Source organism: Pseudomonas sp. LBUM1670, from assembly GCF_059695695.1.
The window spans coordinates 4,176,984-4,194,799 of record NZ_CP166783.1; the positions used below are offsets into that span (position 1 = coordinate 4,176,984).

General features: G+C 59.0%; 14 protein-coding genes, 4 tRNA genes and 1 pseudogene. 7 read left to right on the forward strand and 12 right to left on the reverse strand.

Annotated features, from left to right (window positions below; translation table 11 throughout):
- The first annotated feature begins 39 nt into the window (after window positions 1-39).
- On the forward strand, window positions 40-558 hold the full coding sequence (locus ACA073_RS18955; RefSeq protein ID WP_497398585.1) for a DUF2062 domain-containing protein: 519 nt from the start codon (window positions 40-42) through the stop codon (window positions 556-558).
- 811 nt (window positions 559-1,369) lie between these two features.
- On the opposite strand, the gene ACA073_RS18960 is transcribed toward ACA073_RS18955, so the two are convergent.
- The 4 genes from ACA073_RS18960 to ACA073_RS18975 all read right to left on the reverse strand — a co-directional run bounded on the left by ACA073_RS18960 (window position 1,370) and on the right by ACA073_RS18975 (window position 4,538).
- Entirely contained in the window at window positions 1,370-2,149 is a 780-nt protein-coding gene (locus ACA073_RS18960; RefSeq protein WP_214377864.1) for an ABC transporter permease, read from the reverse strand.
- Complete coding sequence (locus ACA073_RS18965) at window positions 2,146-3,078, reverse strand: ABC transporter ATP-binding protein (protein WP_461953740.1); 933 nt, start codon at window positions 3,076-3,078, stop codon at window positions 2,146-2,148. Before ACA073_RS18965 ends, ACA073_RS18960 begins: the two co-directional genes overlap by 4 nt.
- A 133-nt stretch (window positions 3,079-3,211) precedes the next feature.
- A complete protein-coding gene (locus tag ACA073_RS18970; RefSeq protein WP_497398588.1) occupies window positions 3,212-3,835 on the reverse strand; it encodes a glutathione S-transferase family protein in 624 nt (207 codons plus the stop codon).
- Between the two features lie 43 nt (window positions 3,836-3,878).
- The gene (locus ACA073_RS18975) at window positions 3,879-4,538 is read right to left on the reverse strand and encodes a transglutaminase-like domain-containing protein (protein ID WP_497398590.1); all 660 of its coding nucleotides are present in this window, start codon (window positions 4,536-4,538) and stop codon (window positions 3,879-3,881) included.
- 246 nt (window positions 4,539-4,784) lie between these two features.
- Between ACA073_RS18975 and ACA073_RS18980 the strand changes: the two genes are divergently transcribed.
- Entirely contained in the window at window positions 4,785-7,232 is a 2,448-nt protein-coding gene (locus ACA073_RS18980; RefSeq protein WP_497398592.1) for an acyl-CoA dehydrogenase, read from the forward strand.
- A gap of 74 nt (window positions 7,233-7,306) precedes the next feature.
- Window positions 7,307-7,714, forward strand: coding sequence for a PA2817 family protein (locus tag ACA073_RS18985; RefSeq protein ID WP_027924016.1), 408 nt, complete (start codon window positions 7,307-7,309; stop codon window positions 7,712-7,714).
- A 143-nt stretch (window positions 7,715-7,857) separates the two neighbouring features.
- Here the strand turns inward: ACA073_RS18985 and ACA073_RS18990 are convergent, their stop codons facing one another.
- A complete protein-coding gene (locus ACA073_RS18990) occupies window positions 7,858-8,856 on the reverse strand; it encodes a LysR family transcriptional regulator (protein ID WP_497398594.1) in 999 nt (332 codons plus the stop codon).
- Between the two features lie 91 nt (window positions 8,857-8,947).
- Here ACA073_RS18990 and ACA073_RS18995 point away from each other — a divergent pair, with 91 nt between their 5' ends.
- From ACA073_RS18995 to ACA073_RS19005, 3 genes are all read left to right on the forward strand, one after another.
- A complete protein-coding gene (locus ACA073_RS18995; RefSeq protein WP_497398596.1) occupies window positions 8,948-9,574 on the forward strand; it encodes an alanyl-tRNA editing protein in 627 nt (208 codons plus the stop codon).
- Window positions 9,575-9,665: 91 nt separating this feature from the next.
- On the forward strand, window positions 9,666-10,436 hold the full coding sequence (locus ACA073_RS19000) for a 2OG-Fe(II) oxygenase (RefSeq protein WP_497398598.1): 771 nt from the start codon (window positions 9,666-9,668) through the stop codon (window positions 10,434-10,436).
- A gap of 1 nt (window position 10,437) precedes the next feature.
- Entirely contained in the window at window positions 10,438-11,079 is a 642-nt protein-coding gene (locus ACA073_RS19005; protein ID WP_497398600.1) for a LysE family translocator, read from the forward strand.
- Between the two features lie 117 nt (window positions 11,080-11,196).
- Here the strand turns inward: ACA073_RS19005 and ACA073_RS19010 are convergent.
- From ACA073_RS19010 to ACA073_RS19025, 4 genes are all read right to left on the reverse strand, one after another.
- Window positions 11,197-11,272 (reverse strand) — tRNA-Gly (locus ACA073_RS19010).
- 3 nt (window positions 11,273-11,275) lie between these two features.
- Window positions 11,276-11,351 (reverse strand) — tRNA-Glu (locus ACA073_RS19015).
- Window positions 11,352-11,455: 104 nt separating this feature from the next.
- A tRNA-Gly gene (locus ACA073_RS19020) sits at window positions 11,456-11,531 on the reverse strand.
- 4 nt (window positions 11,532-11,535) lie between these two features.
- Window positions 11,536-11,611, reverse strand: a tRNA-Glu gene (locus ACA073_RS19025).
- A 389-nt stretch (window positions 11,612-12,000) separates the two neighbouring features.
- On the opposite strand from ACA073_RS19025, the gene ACA073_RS19030 reads away from it, so the two are divergent.
- Window positions 12,001-12,759 (forward strand): hypothetical protein, encoded by a 759-nt coding sequence (locus ACA073_RS19030; RefSeq protein WP_497398602.1) that lies wholly within the window; start codon window positions 12,001-12,003, stop codon window positions 12,757-12,759.
- Window positions 12,760-13,486: 727 nt separating this feature from the next.
- Here ACA073_RS19030 and ACA073_RS19035 read toward each other — a convergent pair.
- The 3 genes and pseudogenes from ACA073_RS19035 to ACA073_RS19045 all read right to left on the reverse strand — a co-directional run bounded on the left by ACA073_RS19035 (window position 13,487) and on the right by ACA073_RS19045 (window position 16,942).
- Complete coding sequence (locus ACA073_RS19035; protein WP_497404149.1) at window positions 13,487-14,368, reverse strand: methyl-accepting chemotaxis protein; 882 nt, start codon at window positions 14,366-14,368, stop codon at window positions 13,487-13,489.
- Window positions 14,348-15,451, reverse strand: a pseudogene (locus ACA073_RS19040) (HAMP domain-containing protein); the annotation flags it as partial. The gene ACA073_RS19035 and the pseudogene ACA073_RS19040, both read right to left, overlap by 21 nt.
- Before the next feature lie 108 nt (window positions 15,452-15,559).
- A complete protein-coding gene (locus ACA073_RS19045) occupies window positions 15,560-16,942 on the reverse strand; it encodes an aminotransferase-like domain-containing protein (RefSeq protein ID WP_497398604.1) in 1,383 nt (460 codons plus the stop codon).
- Window positions 16,943-17,816: the final 874 nt, after the last annotated feature.

Below are 17,816 nucleotides of genomic sequence, written 5' to 3' on the forward strand. Positions count from 1 at the left end.
TCCAGACATACTTGCCGCCTTAACCGACCGAGAAGCCTTATGCCCCGGCGCTTATTCAAACGTTACATGCCAGATCCGACCAGCATCAGGGAACACAAATCCTTACGCTTTCTCGGCACCCTGCTGCATGACCCGAACCTCTGGCACCTCAACCGTCACTCCGTCGCACGGGCTATGGCGGTGGGCATGTTCGCGGCATTCCTGCCGATTCCGTTGCAGATGTTGGTGGCGGCCATCCTCGCCATCGTCGTTCGCGGCAACATGCCGATTGCCGTGAGTCTGGTCTGGTTGACCAATCCGATCACCATGCCTGCGGTGTTCTTTTGTACCTATCAGACCGGGGCGTGGCTGATGGACGTGCCCGCCCGGCACTTGCCGGACGAGCTGACCTGGGAGTGGATCAGCGGTGAACTGTCTACGTTGTGGCAGCCGTTTTTGCTGGGGTCGGTTGTCGTGGGGCTGGTATTGGGTGTGCTCGCCTATTGTTTGGTGATGATGTATTGGCGGTGGTGGGTGAGTCGGCAGTGGGCTCGGCGGAAGAAAAAGCGGATGGAGTGAAGGGGGTTGATTGGGGTACATGTCCGTTGCTGCGGTAACGGCGGCTATTGGTTCCGCTCTTACAGCGGGTCACTTGGAGAAGCGCCAAGTAACCAAGCGCTCTTGCCCCTTTCGTTAGGTGCCTCGCTAGGGCTCGGCATGCCCTCGCTCCGGTCCTGCTCCGTGGGCCCGCCGCCATCGGCCATCCATGGCCGTGCGCGGCCTATCGAGGGGGGGTGTACCGCAACAGCCAAAGCGAGGCGGCCTGACAGCCGACCTGAGCATCAAGCGGGCGCGCTTCGCTGATTTGGCCGTTCGCACACTCTGAATTTGCAATGATGTCCTGTGGGAGCGGGCTTGCTCGCGAAGGCGTCGTGTCAGTCGACATCAATGTTGACTGACTGTCCGCCTTCGCGAGCAAGCCCGCTCCCACAGTTAGATTTTTGTGGGGGCATGGGATTAGTGTTCGCCGTTCACCGTCGATGACATGACCGGACTAAACTGCAGGTCGGCTATCAGGCCGCCTCGCCCTTGCTTTTGATCTGGCTTTTGAGGTGCACGCCCCCTCGAGAGGCCGAGCGCAGGTTCTGCGCAGTGGGCAACCCGGCATGGATGCCGGGTTAGCCGCGCACGGCCATGGATGGCCGATCGCGGCGGGCCCACGGAGCAGGACCGGAGCGAGGGCATGCCGAGCCTAGGCGAGGCACCGAACGAAAGGGGCAAGAGCGCTTGGTTACTTGGCGCTTCTCCAAGTGACTCGCCGTAAGGGCGAAACCAATAGCCGCCGTGACCGCAGCAACGGATATGTACTCCACCCCAAACCGCACAAAGGTTAAGTACGCATCCCCCGCCCACTCACCAGCAACCGCGCACACCCTACATACAACACAACCGTCGCCACCAGCATGAACGTAATCGCCACACTGATCCGGATATCCGAAACCCCAAGAATCCCGTACCGAAACGCATTGACCATATGCAAAACAGGGTTCGCCAACGACACAGTCTGCCAAAACGGCGGCAGCAACGAGATCGAATAAAATACCCCGCCCAGATAAGTCAGAGGCGTCAGCACAAACGTCGGAATAATCGAAATATCATCAAAATTGCGCGCAAACACCGCATTGATGAATCCCAACAACGAGAAAATGGTAGCCGTCAGCACCACCACCAGAATGGTCACGCCCAGGTGATGCACCTGCAACTGGGTGAAGAACAGCGACAGCAGCGTCACGATGAGTCCGACCATCAACCCGCGCAGCACGCCGCCCAGGGTATAGCCGATCAGAATCGTATGCGGCGACACCGGCGACACCATCAACTCCTCAATGGAACGCTGAAATTTGCTGCCGAAGAAACTCGACACCACGTTGCCATAGGAGTTGGTGATCACCGACATCATGATCAGCCCCGGCACAATGTATTCCATATAGGTGAAACCACCCATGTCACCGATCTGCCGGCCGATCAGATTGCCGAAAATCACGAAATACAAAACCATCGTGATCGCCGGCGGCAGCAGCGTCTGCGGCCAGATCCGGGTGAAGCGCTTGACCTCACGGTAAACGATGGTATTGAGGGCGACGAGGTTGGGTTGCAGCTCGGAACTCATACCGCCACCTTCGACAGATTTTTCTCCACCAGGGACACGAACAACTCCTCGAGGCGATTGGTTTTGTTACGCAGGCTCAATACTTCGATGTTCTGCTGCGCCAGTTGGGTGAACAGCGCGGTGATGCCCATGGACTTGTCGACCTGGACCTCAAGGGTATGACCGTCGAGCAACCGGGTCGGGTAACCCAGCAACTGCGGCGCAACGCTCAGCGTGTTTTTCGTGTCGAGCAGGAATGTTTCCACATGCAACTGGCCGAGCAGCTGTTTCATGCTGGTGTTCTCGACGATGGTGCCGTGATCGATGATGCCGATGTTGCGGCACAACTGCTCAGCCTCTTCCAGATAGTGCGTGGTGAGGATGATGGTGATGCCTTTCTGGTTCAGCTCGGTGAGGAAGGTCCACATCGAACGACGCAGTTCGATATCCACTCCCGCCGTCGGTTCATCGAGGATCAGCAGGCGCGGTTCGTGAACCAGCGCGCGGGCGATCATCAGTCGACGCTTCATGCCACCGGACAGCGAACGCGACGGCACATCGCGCTTGTCCCAAAGGCCCAACTGGGTCAGGTATTGCTCGGCGCGTTCCTTGGCGATTTTCGGCGGAATGCCGTAGTACCCGGCCTGGGTCACGACGATGTCGAAGGTTTTTTCGAACTGGTTGAAGTTGAATTCCTGCGGCACCACGCCGATGGAGCGCTTGAGCGCCGCAGGGTTCTTGTCCAGGTCGTGACCGAAGATATTCACCGTGCCGCTCGTCTTGTTCACCAGGGTCGAGAGAATGCCGATGGTCGTGGATTTGCCGGCGCCGTTCGGGCCGAGCAAGGCGAAGAAGTCACCTTCGGCGACGTCCAGATCGATACCACTCAGGGCCTGGAAACCGTTGCCGTAGGTTTTGGTTAGCTGCCGGATGGACAGAGCGGAACTCATATCGGATTTACGCACCAAGAAGGGAAGGAAGGAATCAATAAGGGCGGGCGGCGGACTATGCAACCGCGGCGCATGAGCGCAATGGTGCTTGTCGCCGCCACACAAGTACAGTCAAGTGTGTCGATAGTGAGTATTAAGTCAACGCGGTCATCACGGCTTTCCTGTACGCCGGACGCTGTTGCAGTCGCGCATACCAGGCTTGCAGATGAGGCTGCGGTGCACGCTCGATCGGCATCTCGAACCAGGCATAAATGAAACTGCCGAGGGGAATGTCGCCCATGCCGATTTCATCGCCGGACAAATACGGTTTGGCCGCCAGCGCCTGATCGGCCATCGACAGCAGACCATCGCACTCTTTGATTGCGGCGTTGATGGCGGGCCAGTCCTGCTGGTCTTCCGGCGTGCGCAAGACGCCCCAGAACACGGTGCGGAACGGGCCGGCAAAACTTGAAGTGGTCCAGTCCATCCATTTGTCGGCAGCGGCGCGGGCCTTCAGATCCGCTGGATACCAGGCGGTGTCGCTGGCGTGAAGGGCCATCAGGTAACGCACGATGGCGTTGGATTCCCACAGCACGAAGCCGTCGTCCTCGATGACCGGCACACGGCCATTGGGGTTCATCGCGCGGTACTCCGGAGTGTCGACGACACCAAAGGCGCCGCCCGCATCGATGGCTTCATAGGCCAGGCCCAGTTCCTCGGCGGCCCACAAAGGCTTTCTGACATTCGACGAATTTTTCCGACCCCAGATCTTCAGCATGACCGCCTCTTTATGGATGAATGCGCAGGCAGCATACGCCGGATCAGGCGCGACTCAAATCGCTCTGCATGTCACCCAACAGCGACGGCAACTGCTCGCTGAACAGATGCGGGTAGCACTTTTTCAAGTGCTCGAAAAAGAACGTTTCCGGCACGTCAGTGAACTGGCCATGATCGATCAGGTACTCCATCAATTGCTCGCCGTCGCGATTGAAAGGATGGAAAACACTGTCGTTCATCCCGTCGAACTCCAGCGGCGCAACGTTGAACAGTTCGCAGAGTTTCTGGTTGAACGCCGGCGTCGCTTTGACCCAGCGATCGTTCAGGTACAGCTCTGTATAACCATGCATGGCGAACACGTCACTCTTGAGCAATTCCAGCAAACGCGGGGTCGACAAATGATTGCGCACATCCGCCAGGCCGATCCGCGCGGGAATCCCGCAATGCCGGGCCGCACCTGCCAGCAGCGTGGCTTTGGGCACGCAATAACTTTCCCCGGCCGCCAGCGCGTAACTGCCACGCAAGGTGTCTGGATCGCGGCTGAACGTGTAGGGGTTGTAACGCACGGCCTCGCGCACCGCGTAATAGAGATTGATGGCCTGCTCGAGCGGGTCGCGACTGTCGCCACGGTGTTTTTCGGCGAACTCCACCACCGACGGGTGGTCACTATCGATGAAGCGGCCGGGACGCAGATACTCGTGCATGAGAAAAATCTCCTGGGGAAGCCACGAGTCTAGCGACAGGTTCAGCACAGAGATAACGACGTTTCGGCCAAACATGGACGCTTAGCCGCCCGCCCAACGAAACGATGTGACCCGGTGCAAACCGGTCCTACAAAACTCATCGAAGGTTTCCCACGATTTCAATCACATCGCTCTGACGACCCTGTTTTGCGGATGCCGTCTAAGCTCTGAAGGTTGTTTTTGCCCTTGTTTCACGGAGGATTAAATATGCTGCTGTTGTGGATACTGGTTCTGGTTGTCGGGATTGCGTATTTAGCCCACCGCCGTATCGCCCCGCTGCCGGCCCTTAGCATCGTCGCCGTCTACGTGGTGGCGATGGGCGCCTTCAGCCGCGCGCCAGGCTGGTTGCTGCTGGTGCTGTGGGTGCTGATCGCAGCTGTCGCGGTGCCCTTGCTGCTGCCCGACCTGCGCCGTAAATACTTCAGCGCGCCGCTGTTCAACTGGTTCCAGAAAACCCTGCCGCCGATGTCGGAAACCGAACGCGATGCGATCGACGCCGGCACGGTGTGGTGGGACGGCGAACTGTTCAGCGGCCGCCCGGACTGGGACAAACTGCTGTCCTACCCAAAAGCTCAATTGACTGAAGAGGAACAGGCCTTCATCGATGGCCCGACCGACGAACTCTGCGCGATGGTCAGCGACTGGCAGATCGGGCAAGACATGGACCTGCCTGCCGAAGCCTGGGCACACATCAAGGAAAACGGTTTCTTCGCCCTGATCATTCCCAAGGAGTACGGCGGCAAGGGTTTTTCTGCCTACGCCCACTCCCAGGTGGCGATGAAACTGGCGACCCGCAGCGGCGACCTCGCGTCCACCGTGATGGTCCCCAACTCCCTCGGCCCGGCCGAGTTGCTGCTGCATTACGGCACCGACGAACAACGCAACCATTACCTGCCACGTCTGGCACGTGGCGATGACATTCCGTGTTTCGCATTGACCGGCCCACTGGCCGGCTCCGATGCCGGCGCGATGCCCGACACCGGGGTGATCTGCAAAGGCGAATGGGAAGGCAAGGAAACCCTCGGTCTGCGCCTGAACTGGGAAAAGCGTTACATCACGCTCGGGCCGGTCGCCACCCTCCTCGGCCTGGCGTTCAAGGCGTATGACCCGGATCACTTGCTGGGCGATGAAGAAGATTTAGGCATCAGCCTCGCGCTGATCCCGACTGACACCGCCGGTGTTGAAATCGGCCGTCGTCACTTGCCACTGGGCGCAGCCTTCATGAACGGTCCTAACTCCGGCAAGGACGTGTTCATTCCGCTGGACTTCCTCATCGGCGGCCAGGAGATGCTCGGCAAAGGCTGGATGATGTTGATGAACTGCCTGTCGGTCGGGCGTTCGATTTCGTTACCTGCCGTCGGCACCGGCGCAGCGAAGTTCACCAGCCTGGTGACCGGTCAGTACGCGCAGATTCGTGAGCAGTTCAACGTGCCGCTGTCGGCGTTCGAGGGCATTCAGGAAGCCATGGCGCGCATCGGCGGCAATGCCTGGATGATGGACGCGGCGCGGATGCTAACCGCCAACGCGGTGGACTTGGGCGAGAAACCGTCCGTACTGTCGGCGATTCTCAAGTACCACCTCACCGAACGCGGCCGCGAGTGCATCAGCCACGCCATGGATGTTCATGGTGGCAAGGCGATCATCATGGGGCCGAAAAATTATTTGGGTCGCAGCTGGAATGGCGCGCCGATTTTCATCACCGTGGAAGGCGCGAACATCCTCTCGCGCAACCTGATGATCTTCGGCCAAGGGGCGATTCGCTGCCATCCATTCGTCCTGAAAGAAATGGCCCTCGCCGGACGTGAAGACAAGGATCAGGCCCTCACCGAGTTCGATGGCCTGCTGCTCAAGCACATCGGTTTTGCCGTGAGCAATGCTGCCAGCACGCTGGTGCTGAACCTTGGGTTCGGTCACTTCGAACATGCACCGGGAGACAAGCTCAGCCAGGGTTACTTCCGTGCGCTCAACCGTCAGGCGGCTGCGTTCGCCCTGCTCGCCGACTTGAGCATGATGCTGCTCGGCGGTGAGCTCAAACGTCGCGAACGCCTGTCGGCGCGTCTGGGGGATGTGCTCAGCAACCTGTACCTCGCTTCCGCCGCGCTCAAGCGTTATCACGACCTTGATTCTCCCGGGCACATGGCGCCGCTGTTCACCTGGGCCATGGAAGAAAGCCTTGGCCAGTCGGAACGTGCGCTGGATGAATTGCTGACCAACTTCCCGAACAAGGTATTGGGTTGCCTGTTGCGGGTCATCGTGTTCCCGTTTGGACGTCGTCACAAAGGGCCGTCGGACAAACTCGGTGCCGAAGTGGCCGCGGTGATTGGCCGGGCCAAGGGCGATCCAACCCTCGAAGAATTGCTTGGCGGTTGCTTCCGTCCGCAATCGGCCGATGACGCCGTCGGTGCCCTGCAACATGCTTGCGACTTGTTGACCGCGGTGCAGCCGGTGCAGAAAAAACTGCATGTGGCACTCAAAAGCGGTCAGGTCAAACCGGTTGCCGGGGAAAACGTCATCGATGCCGCGCTGGAGGCTGGCGTGTTGCAGCCGGCGGAAGCGCAAAAACTGCGGGATGCCGAAGTGGCGCGGCGCAAGGTGATCGATGTCGATGATTTCGACAAAGAGGAGCTGGCGCTGGCGGCAGGAAAAGTCCGCTGATCCAGCCAGCCATGTAAAAAGGTCCGCGGGAGCTTTATACTCCCGCGCCCGTTTTGCTCTTGAGGACTTATCTCGTGTCCAACGTCGTTGCCGATCATCTCGTCTTGCTTGACCACTTGCGCAGCATCCTGGTCGCCGTGGGTGAGGCCGAACAGGTTCCCGAAGAAAGCCATGCCTTGTTCCTGGAGCGCTTCGACGAACTGCGTGCGTTGCTGCCGGTCGACCCGATCGAAAGCCAATACCTGGGCCAGGACATCCTGTGCCAGGTCATCACCCGTTATCCGCAAATCGCCCACCTGGTCCCGCGCGACCTGTTGTGGTACTTCGCCGGTGACTGCCTGCATTACATGCCCGATGATGAAATCGACTTGTATCAGGCGCTGGAAGAACGTCGCTTCGAAGCTGAACAGAACGATGAACCGTTCGACTGGAATCAGGAAAAACAGCTGCTGGCGATGTCGAACGATGACAGCAAGCACTGATTGCTGATCAGAAATGCAGAAGGCCCGCATGGTTGAACATGCGGGCCTTTTTTTGTTTTCGAGGACGCCTTCGCGGGCAAGCCTCGCTCCTACAAAGTTAGCGCAAGACCTGTAGGAGCGAGGCTTGCCCGCGAAGAGGCCCGTCAGAACAACCCATCACTCTCGGGCAACTCATACTCCGCCGCAACCTTGCCCGACGCTCCAGGCTTCCCCGGCTTGCTCAGCGTCGGCTCCTTCTCCAGACACTCCACCAGATAATCGATCAACACCCGCAGCTTCGGCGGCATGTAACGGGTCGGCGAGTGCAGCAGCCACGCACCGCCGTGGTACGACGCCAGAAACGTCCAGTCCGGCAACACCTGCACAATCAAGCCCTGCTCCAGCGCATAACGCGCCGTGAAGTACGGCAAACTGCCAATCCCGATGTGCTGCAATACCGCCCCGAGTCTTACACCGGTGTGATTGGCGGCATAACGCCCGCGCACACCGACGGTGACAGCCTTGGTGCCTTTCTTGAATTTCCAGCGCGCATCACTCGGCGTTTCGCCCAAGTAGATGCAGCTGTGGTTGAGCAAGTCGTGGGGATGCGTCGGCGTGCCATGCTCTGCCAGATACTGCGGCGTTGCGCAGAGCAAATGGTCGATGGTCAACAATTGCCGCCCCACCAGCCCGGCCGGTGGACGGTCGGTAATTCGAATCGCCAGATCGACATTGTCATCGATCAAATCCACCTGACGGTCTTTGAGTAACAGCTCCACATCCACTTTGGGATAACGCCGCAGAAATTCCGGCATATGCGGATGAATCACGAATCGCCCTACGGCTTTGGGTACGCTGACTCGCACCAGTCCTTCCGCTTCATGGGTGAACTGACCACTGATTTCCATCACCGACTTGGCGGCGCTGACCATCTCCTGGCAGCGCTTGAATACCTCCTCGCCGCCGTCGCTCAGCCGCAACTTGCGCGTAGTGCGTTGCAGCAAACGGGTGGCGAGCGCCTTCTCCAGACGCGAAATGCTGCGACTGACCGCCGACGGTGAAGAACCCAACTGGCGCGCCGCTTCGGAGAAACTTCCGGTCTCGACAACCTTGACGAAAATCGCCATTTCTCCCAGCAACGGTAGGGGAAGATTTATGCTCACGGCGCAACAGTCCTTTGATGTTTGAACGGATTATCACGCAATTCCACGCTTCATATAATAAAAAACAAAATCTTTAATGAGGGCATGGAATATGACGCTACGCCTCTTTTTCCATAGTGATGACCTCAAGGCCAATGTGGAAGTACTGGAATGCACGCCTTACGAGAACGAGTTCGCCGTGGAGCTGCGCGCAACACTGTTTCACCCTCAGGGCGGCGGACAGCCGTTTGACACCGGCTGGATCGGCGAAAGCCAGGTGCTGCGTGTGGTGCAGGATCCTGGCCGGATCGTTCATTTCGTCGACCGCCCATTGAATCTCGGCATGACCCCGATTCGCGTCGATGAGTCACGTCGTCAGTTCAATACGCGGATGCATTCCGCCGGCCATCTGATCGGCCATTTCGTACAAGCCATGGGCTGGATGCCAATCAAGGCGCATCACTGGCCGGGCGAAGGACGTGTGCAGTTCAAACCGACGGATTCCGCACAGGAGGTTGATGCCGGGTCCGTCGAGTTCGGCATTGAACAGTGGATCGCTCATGATCTGCCGCGCCTGACATCGCTGCGCGAAGGCGCCCGGGAAATCGGTTTCGGTGAACTGCCCGCCTACGGCTGTGGCGGCACCCATGTACGGAGCCTGAAGGATTTGGGCACCGTCACGATCGCGTCTGTTTCACAGAAGAAAGGAACGCTGTCGGTCCACTACAGCGTGGATTGAGCAAGTGGGCGATACCGAACCCGGCATCGCCTGGCGCCGGGGAGCCTGCATTCGCGGGTTCCGTTGATTACCCGATAGATGGACCTGAACCATGATGCTTGACGTCGAGCGTCTCGATGAGACGTGCATAAAAAAACTGGCCAACGAAGAGATCCTCGCCATCCGGGTCAAAGGCTTCCTGGCCCCGTCGCTGGCGATTCAGATCGGCGACAAGATTCTCGCGCCCGGCTTCGAAGGCTATATCAACGCACCGAGCATCGGTCGTATCGGCATGGCGTTTTACGAAGCGGAAAATCAGCCACTGCTGATCGAGGATTATTTCGAACGCGCCACGCGCAACATCGCGGAATTGCGCAATCGTTGCGCACCCTATTCGTCCCCGGTCGACACCCTGCGCTGCATGCTCGACGAGTCCTGGCCGGCGGGTGCGCATCTGGAGAACCTCTACGGTCGCAAGATGTACGTCGGGCTGTCCCGGGTGGTGAAACCCGGCGTGTGTTTTCTGGCCCACCACGACATTTTCGCCAAGGACGCTCCTGACAGTTTTCAGGCCAAAAGCCTCGAAGCTCAGTTCGCCTGCAATGTTTACCTGAACATGCCCACCGAGGGCGGCGCGCTGCAGATGTGGGACCACGACATTTCCCCGGACCAGTTCGACGACATGCGCGGCGACAGCTACGGCATCGATCCGGCGCTGCTCGGCACGCCAGCCCTGGAAGTCTGTCCCGAGCCTGGTGATTTCATCATGTTCAATTCGCGCTGCATGCACTCGGTCACACCGGGTGTGGCCGATCCGCGCTTGAGTCTTTCATTCTTTGTCGGCTATCGCGGCAATGCTTCACCCCTTACGTTCTGGAGTTGAGATGCAGTATTCGAATTACCTGGGCGAGTTTCTGGCGCTGGCGACTATCCACTTTCTGGCCGTGGTCGCACCCGGGCCGGACTTCGCAGTCACCATCCGCCAGAGCGTGCGTTTCGGTCGAGGGGTGGGAATCTGTACGGCGCTCGGCATCGGTGCGGGCATTTCCGTGCATGTGCTTTACACCCTGCTCGGCGTCGGCGCATTGATGCACACCACGCCCTGGTTATTGACGGTGGCCAAGGTCGTGGGCGGCGCCTACATCCTGTACCTCGGCGTCAGTCTGTTGCGCAGCCAACCCAAATCGGTGCTGGAGGGCGAAAAAGATGCAGACGAACCCATGGTCGAGCAAACGCTGTTGAAAGCGTTCACCACCGGGTTTCTGACCAATGCTACCAACCCCAAGGCCACGCTGTTTTTCCTGGCGATCTTCACCACCCTCATCAGCGCCACGACACCGCTCAGCATTCAGGCGCTTTATGGCGTGTGGATGTGTTTCGTCAATGCGTTGTGGTTTGTCATTGTCGCGCAGTTCTTCTCCAGCTCCCGGGTGCGTGTGCTGTTCATGCGCATGGGGCATTGGTTCGAACGCACCATGGGAGTGATTCTGATTTTGTTCGCGGGGCGCATGATCCTGTCGATGTAAAAACACCGCCCATGCAAAAGGCCCGCTCAGTCTGACTGGCGGGCCGTTTTTGTCTCGGATACAAATTACGCACAAACAAAAACGCCGCTCATTGCTGAGCGGCGTTTTCGTTAAATATGGAGCGGGAAACGAGACTCGAACTCGCGACCCCGACCTTGGCAAGGTCGTGCTCTACCAACTGAGCTATTCCCGCAAATGGCGTCCCCTAGGGGACTCGAACCCCTGTTACCGCCGTGAAAGGGCGGTGTCCTAGGCCACTAGACGAAGGGGACACGCTGCCCGGAACACATGGTGTGTGTTTCGGTGCCCAGACCCGCATCCGAAGACTTGGTTCTGGTTTCACTCAGCCCTGCCCGAAAGCAACGCTGTTTAAAATTGGAGCGGGAAACGAGACTCGAACTCGCGACCCCGACCTTGGCAAGGTCGTGCTCTACCAACTGAGCTATTCCCGCATATTGGCGTCCCCTAGGGGACTCGAACCCCTGTTACCGCCGTGAAAGGGCGGTGTCCTAGGCCACTAGACGAAGGGGACACACGTACAACATTCACTCCCTACCGCGTTTCGCTGTGTGCTTTACGCTGTAAGTGGCGCGCATTCTATGGATGGATTGAGGGGTCGTCAACCCCCAGATATAAATTTATTTAAATCAATGACTTCGCCCTGCTTTGGGCGGTGAATACAGCTTTTTGGCTGCCCGGGGTTTGACGCCTATATTCTGACACCCGCCAAGACGTTATAGTCCACGCAACAGATGATGGCAATGTGCACCTCACACGCTATTACTTATATAAGCAGCGTTGCGGTCGATACAGATTGAAGAGTGTACGATCCAACCCGTCGAGCGGCCCTATGCGCTCCCATGCCAAGCCACTACACTCGCCAGCGAATCCCATAAAGAGGTCTTAACGTTGACACCACTCATGATCACCCTGCTAGTCCTAGCCGGGATCGCACTATTGATCGCCATTGGGTACATGAACCATGTGGTGGAAAACAACAAACTGGAAAAGACCCGTACCAAGGTTGAGCTCAACGACCGCCTGCGTCGCTGCGGCGAACTTACCGAGACCTTTCCTGGCCAACTGATGACACCGGCTCTCAAGCTGCTGTTGACCCGCCTGGAGCTGAACGTCTGCCAGCGCCTGTTGAACCTCGAAAAATCCAGCGCCAACCTCAAGGTGCGAATCAGTGAACTGAACACCCTGGTTGCCCAGGGTGAATCGATCCCGGTCAACAACCCGCCGGCACCGATCCAGACCGAAGCCAAAGCCAAGGACGTACGTTTCCTGCTCGAAGCCCTGCACGGCCAGATCACCCGCGCGGCACAGGACGGCTTCCTGCAGCCCAACGAAGCCAAACGCTGGATTCGCGAAGTTCGCCACATCCTGGTCCTGCTGCACATCGAATTCTTCAATAACCTCGGCCAGCATTTCCTGCAACAAAACCAGCCTGGCCAGGCTCGCCTGGCATTCGAACGCGGCGTGCAGTACCTGCGCAAACAGCAGGAACCTCAGGTCTACGCCGAACAGCTCGAATACCTGGAAAAGCTCCTGGCCCGCGCCAACGCACAAGTCATGGACAACATTGCGCCGGTTGAAGGCGAAGTGAACCAACTGACCGAAGGCCTCAAAGACGTAGAGGCGGATGCGGACTGGAAGAAGAAAGTGATTTACGACTGATCAGAAAATGCAGAAAAGAAGCCACCTGAAGAGGTGGTTTTTTTTGTGTTGAGTTTTATCGGCGAATACATCCCGGAAAGATTGGTCGGCTGTCAGGTCGTCATCGCAGGCAAGCCAGCTCCCACAGGGTTCCGGGTACATCCACAAGAACAGGTCGGCTGTCAGGCCGCCTTCGCAGGCAAGCCAGCTCCCACAGGGTTCCGGGTACATCCACAAGAACAGGTCGGCTGTCAGGCCGCCTTCGCAGGCAAGCCAGCTCCCACAGGGTTCCGGGTACATCCACAAGAACAGGTCGGCTGTCAGGCCGCCTTCGCAGGCAAGCCAGCTCCCACAGGGTTCCGGGTACATCCGTGAGAACAGGTTGGTTGTCAGGCCGTATTCGCCGGCAAGCCGGTCTCGCTCCCACAATGGATCGGCGTACACCCACCAAACCACGAGGTCGAGCGTTAGCTCGCCTTGCGTTTTTGATCTTGCTTTTGATCTGCCCGCCCCTTCGGGAGGCTGAGTGGAGGTTCTGCGCAGTGGGCAACCCGGCATGGATGCCGGGTTAGCCGCCCCCGGCCATGGATGGCCGATGGCGGCGGGGCGAGGGGCCGGACGCCGGGGCGAAGCCTTTTGCTTACTTTTCGGCGTTTGGAAAAGTGAGTCGCCGTAAGGGCGAAACCCTAAGTGGCCGTTACCGCAGGAATGGATATGTACTCGGTCAACAAGAGACACCCAACCCTGCTCAAAGCCTGAAATGCCCGACCATCCCCTTCAACTCAACCCCCAACTGCGCCAGCTCGATACTCGAAGCCGCATTCCCCTGCATCGCCAACGAAGACTGATCCGCACTGGCGCGAATACTGGTCACACTGCGGTTGATCTCCTCAGCCACCGAACTCTGCTCCTCCGCAGCCGCCGCGATCTGCTGGTTCATCTGCTGAATCAACGACACCGCCGCCGCAATACTGCCCAGCGCGCTCTCGGTCTGTAGCGCATCACTGACCGCCAGCTTCACCAACTCGCCACTGCTCTGAATCTGCTGCACCGACGAATGCGCCGCCGACCGCAAGGCGCTGACCAGTCGCTCGATTTCCTCGGTCGATTGCTGGGTCCGCCTGGCAAGAGCCCGCACCTCATCGGCAACCACCGCAAACCCCCTGCCCTGCTCGCCGGCCCGTGCCGCCTCGATAGCCGCGTTGAGCGCCAACAGGTTAGTCTGCTCGGCCACACTCTTGATGACGCCAAGCACCGTACCGATATTCTGGATTTCCGCACTAAGACTTTCAATGCTCGAACTGGCGGATGACGCCGAGTCCGCCAGTTGCTCGATCCGCGCCATGCTCTGGCGCACCACCGCCTGGCCACTTTCGACCTTGCCGTCCGCCGTCTGTGCAGCCTGGGCGGCCTCTTCCGCGTTACGCGCAACGTCGTGCACGGTAGCCGTCATCTGATTCATGGCCGTAGCGACCTGCTCGGTTTCTTCCTTCTGACTGCTGACTTCAAGATTGGTCTGCTCAGTCACTGCCGACAGCGACTGAGCCGAACTGGCCAACTGTTCGATGCCCGCCTGCAAACCGCTGACAATACTGCTGAGCCCCGCGCCCATCTGCTGCATGGCCTGCATCAATTGGCCGATCTCATCACGACGGGTCACTTCAACCGTCGCACTCAAATCGCCCGCGGCGATCTGCTGAGCGACACGAATCACACTGCGCAGCGGTCCGACGATCAATCGGGTAATCACCCACGCCGCGATCAACCCGACCAGCAAAGCCAGGGCCGACGAGCCGATAATCAGCAACGAGTTCTTCTTCAGCTCGGTCTGCATCGACTGGTCTTCGGCGACATAGGCCTGGTCCACCCGCTCCACGACCTGCGCGGCACGCTGATGCAACTGCTCGTAGACGGTTTTTTCCTGAGCCAGCAGGCCAGTGTATTCAGTCAGTTTTTCGCTGAAACCACCGATATGCCCGACCACTTCATTGAGGACAGTCAGGTAGCCCTCATCCTTGACTGTGGTTTTCAGTTGCTCGGCCTGAGTCAGCGCCTGATCAGCCTGCTCGATCTTGCCTTGCCCGGCACTGTCGTCGCCCTTGCGGCTCTGGTCGAGCCGCACGCGTGCTTCGTTCATGGCTTGCAGCATCAGCCGCGACACCTGGCTGACCTGGTTGGCCTGCTCGATGAACTGGGAACCGTCCTTGCCTTCGGATTCCTTCAAGGTATAGGCGCCATCATCGGCGAGCCCGGCCTGCAGCACGTCGAGATTATTGGCCACGCTGGAGACCGACCAACTGGCCATCTCCAATGCCAGGTCCTTGGCCTGGCTCAGCGAGACGAATTCGTCAAAGGCTTTGCGGTAAGCCCCCAACGACTGCTCGACATCGCTCATCACGGCAACGTTGGCCGGCGATTGTGCCTTCAGCTGATTCGCCAGGACGACCAGGCCATCGACCCCTTCGTGCAAGGCCGTGACAATTTTCGGGTTGCCGTGCAAGGCGTACTCCTGCTCGAGCAGGCGCACCTTGAGCAAGCCACTGTTGAGCGACGACATCTGTTTGAGCCCGTCGAAGCGATGACTGATGGTTTGCAGGGACCACACGCCGATGGCCGCCACCAGGGCTGTCAACAGCAGCACCAGCACAAACCCGACACCCAGTTTTTTTGCCATACCGAGGTTGGCAAAACGTCCTTGCACGGCCGAAATCATTGCACTTAGTCCCCTGACATAGTCTGTTGACGCAGATTCGCAACGGGCCTGTGTCAACACAAGTCTCTGGCATCGGAATAATGGCAAAAAGCTACGCCAACGTCGCTTTCAGAACGCTTGAGGTCGATCCGGAGCGGTGGCCTGAAAAAACGCCCGGGCTCGCGGATCACAGGCGCAGGCCACATTGATACGCTGCCAGTCACTGGCCTCACTGGCGGGACTGAATGCCGTCGCGGAAGACAGCAGGACACCGAAGCGCCGTGCCTGTGTCCGCACGTGATCGTAGTCGGACTTGCGCGACCGCGCCCAGATGAACAAACCGCCGACGGGCTTGCCGAACACCTCCCACTCGGCATCTTCCAGCACCTGCAGTGCGGCCTCCCGGTCATGCCTCAGACGCTGTCGCAGCCGCAGCACCAACTTACGATAAGCACCGCTGGCCAGCAGGCAGGCCAGCACCGACTCGCAAAACCCTGAAGCGCCCAGACTGCTGATCCTCTTGACCTCCGCCAGTCGCGAAACAACGTCGGCACCGGCCACTACAAAACCGACCCGCAACGAACTGCTGAGGGTTTTGGAGAAGCTGCCGACGTAGATGACGTTGTTATCGGTATCCAGCGCGGCGAGCCGCGTACCCGGGCCACTGTGCAAATCCGCGTAGACGTCGTCTTCAATCACCAGCACGCCATGGTTTTTGGCCAGATGCAGAATCCGCTGCGCCACCACCGGCGTCAGGTTGCTGCCTGTCGGGTTGTGATAGAAGCTGTTGATGAACAAAGCTCGGGGCTTTTTCTCAAGCAGCAAAGCCTCGAGCACCTCGATGTCAGGTCCACGCGGCGTACGCGGCACTTCAATCATCGAGACACCGTGCAGCCTGAGCAGCTCGAACAGCAGGGAATAACCGGGACTTTCGACCACGACGCAATCACCCGGTTTGAGCAAGGTACGCACGATCAGGTCGAGCCCCTGACTGGCCCCTGCTGTCGTCATGATCCGGTTTTCGTCTGCGTCGATATCAAGCAGGCTCAAGCGCTTGATGATGTGTTGACGCAACGCAAGCAGACCCAGCGGCGCGCTGTAGTTGAACAGGCCAGCCATGTCGGTACGGCTGACCTCCCGGATCGCGTAAGTCAGGTCATCCGTCTCGCGCCAGCTTTCGGGAAGCCCGCCACATCCCAGTTTCAGCTCACCCGCGGCGTAGACTGGCTGCAACTCCGCGCCCTCGAACCAGGGTGAATCCGCGGCGGCCAACGTTGGGGCTGCGACAATGAATCCGGCACCATGACGCGACGCCAGCACTCCTTGAGCCACCAGCCGATCGCACGCTTCAACGACGCTGGACTGGCTGAGTAAATTGGTCCGCGCGATTTGCCGTGCAGAAGGCAAACGCGTCCCCGGTACTATGTCGCTCTGACGCAGCCAGCACGCTAGCGCGTCGACGACTTGCTGTACGACCGGCACCAAGGCCTGTCGATCGATTCTCAATTCCATGAGCAAGCAAACTCCTGTTCGTTTGACGGAATCAGTTAATCACAGGCGCGCTCGATGGGTTGTGCGACAACGCCGCCAAAACTTGCGGTTCTAACCATTTGAAACACATTGCTGGGCCTTTTACGAAGCAAGAAAAAATCTGCGCAATGCGTGATGCTGTTTACTTAAAAATGGATGGCGGCCTGATGGTCGACCGTAGTTTTTTACATTTGGTCTGCGGTAGCGGCGGTTGGGGTTGGGTTGGGTTGGGTTGGGTTGGGTTGGGTTGGGTTGGGTTGGGTTGGGTTGGGTTGGGTTGGGGTACATATCCGTTGCTGCGGTAACGGCGGCTATTGGTTTCGCCCTTACGGCGAGTCACTTGGAGAAGCGCCAAGTAACCAAGCGCTCTTGCCCCTTTCGTTCGGTGCCTCGCCTAGGCTCGGCATGCCCTCGCTCCGGTCCTGCTCCGTGGGCCCGCCGCGATCGGCCATCCATGGCCGTGCGCGGCTAACCCGGCATCCATGCCGGGTTGCCCACTGCGCAGAACCTGCGCTCGGCCTCTCGAGGGGGCGTACACCCGCAACAGCAAAGGCGAGGCGGCCTGACAGCCGACCTGAGCATCAAGCGGGCGCGCTTCGCTGACTTGATCGTTCACATAATCTGTATTGGCAATGAGTACCTGTGGGAGCGGGCTTGCTCGCGAAGAGGCCGTGTCAGTCAACTTCAATGCTGACTGCCTGTCCGCCTTCGCGAGCAAGCCCGCTCCCACATTGGATATCTGTTGGGCATGGCGTTGGTGTTCACCGCCGATGACCTGGCCGGACTACCCGCAACAGCAAAAGCGAGGCGGCCTGAGCATCAAGCGGGCGCGCTTCGCTGACTTGATCGTTCACAT

What these genes read in the sequence shown, in the direction of transcription:
- ACA073_RS18955 (WP_497398585.1), top strand. Translation starts at nt 40, where the DNA reads ATGCCCCGGCGCTTATTCAAACGTTACATGCCAGATCCGACCAGCATC.
- ACA073_RS18960 (WP_214377864.1), bottom strand. Translation starts at nt 2,149, where the DNA reads ATGAGTTCCGAGCTGCAACCCAACCTCGTCGCCCTCAATACCATCGTT.
- ACA073_RS18965 (WP_461953740.1), bottom strand. Translation starts at nt 3,078, where the DNA reads ATGAGTTCCGCTCTGTCCATCCGGCAGCTAACCAAAACCTACGGCAAC.
- ACA073_RS18970 (WP_497398588.1), bottom strand. Translation starts at nt 3,835, where the DNA reads ATGCTGAAGATCTGGGGTCGGAAAAATTCGTCGAATGTCAGAAAGCCT.
- ACA073_RS18975 (WP_497398590.1), bottom strand. Translation starts at nt 4,538, where the DNA reads ATGCACGAGTATCTGCGTCCCGGCCGCTTCATCGATAGTGACCACCCG.
- ACA073_RS18980 (WP_497398592.1), top strand. Translation starts at nt 4,785, where the DNA reads ATGCTGCTGTTGTGGATACTGGTTCTGGTTGTCGGGATTGCGTATTTA.
- ACA073_RS18995 (WP_497398596.1), top strand. Translation starts at nt 8,948, where the DNA reads ATGACGCTACGCCTCTTTTTCCATAGTGATGACCTCAAGGCCAATGTG.
- ACA073_RS19000 (WP_497398598.1), top strand. Translation starts at nt 9,666, where the DNA reads ATGATGCTTGACGTCGAGCGTCTCGATGAGACGTGCATAAAAAAACTG.
- ACA073_RS19005 (WP_497398600.1), top strand. Translation starts at nt 10,438, where the DNA reads ATGCAGTATTCGAATTACCTGGGCGAGTTTCTGGCGCTGGCGACTATC.
- ACA073_RS19030 (WP_497398602.1), top strand. Translation starts at nt 12,001, where the DNA reads ATGATCACCCTGCTAGTCCTAGCCGGGATCGCACTATTGATCGCCATT.
- ACA073_RS19035 (WP_497404149.1), bottom strand. Translation starts at nt 14,368, where the DNA reads ATGCAGGCCATGCAGCAGATGGGCGCGGGGCTCAGCAGTATTGTCAGC.
- ACA073_RS19045 (WP_497398604.1), bottom strand. Translation starts at nt 16,942, where the DNA reads ATGGAATTGAGAATCGATCGACAGGCCTTGGTGCCGGTCGTACAGCAA.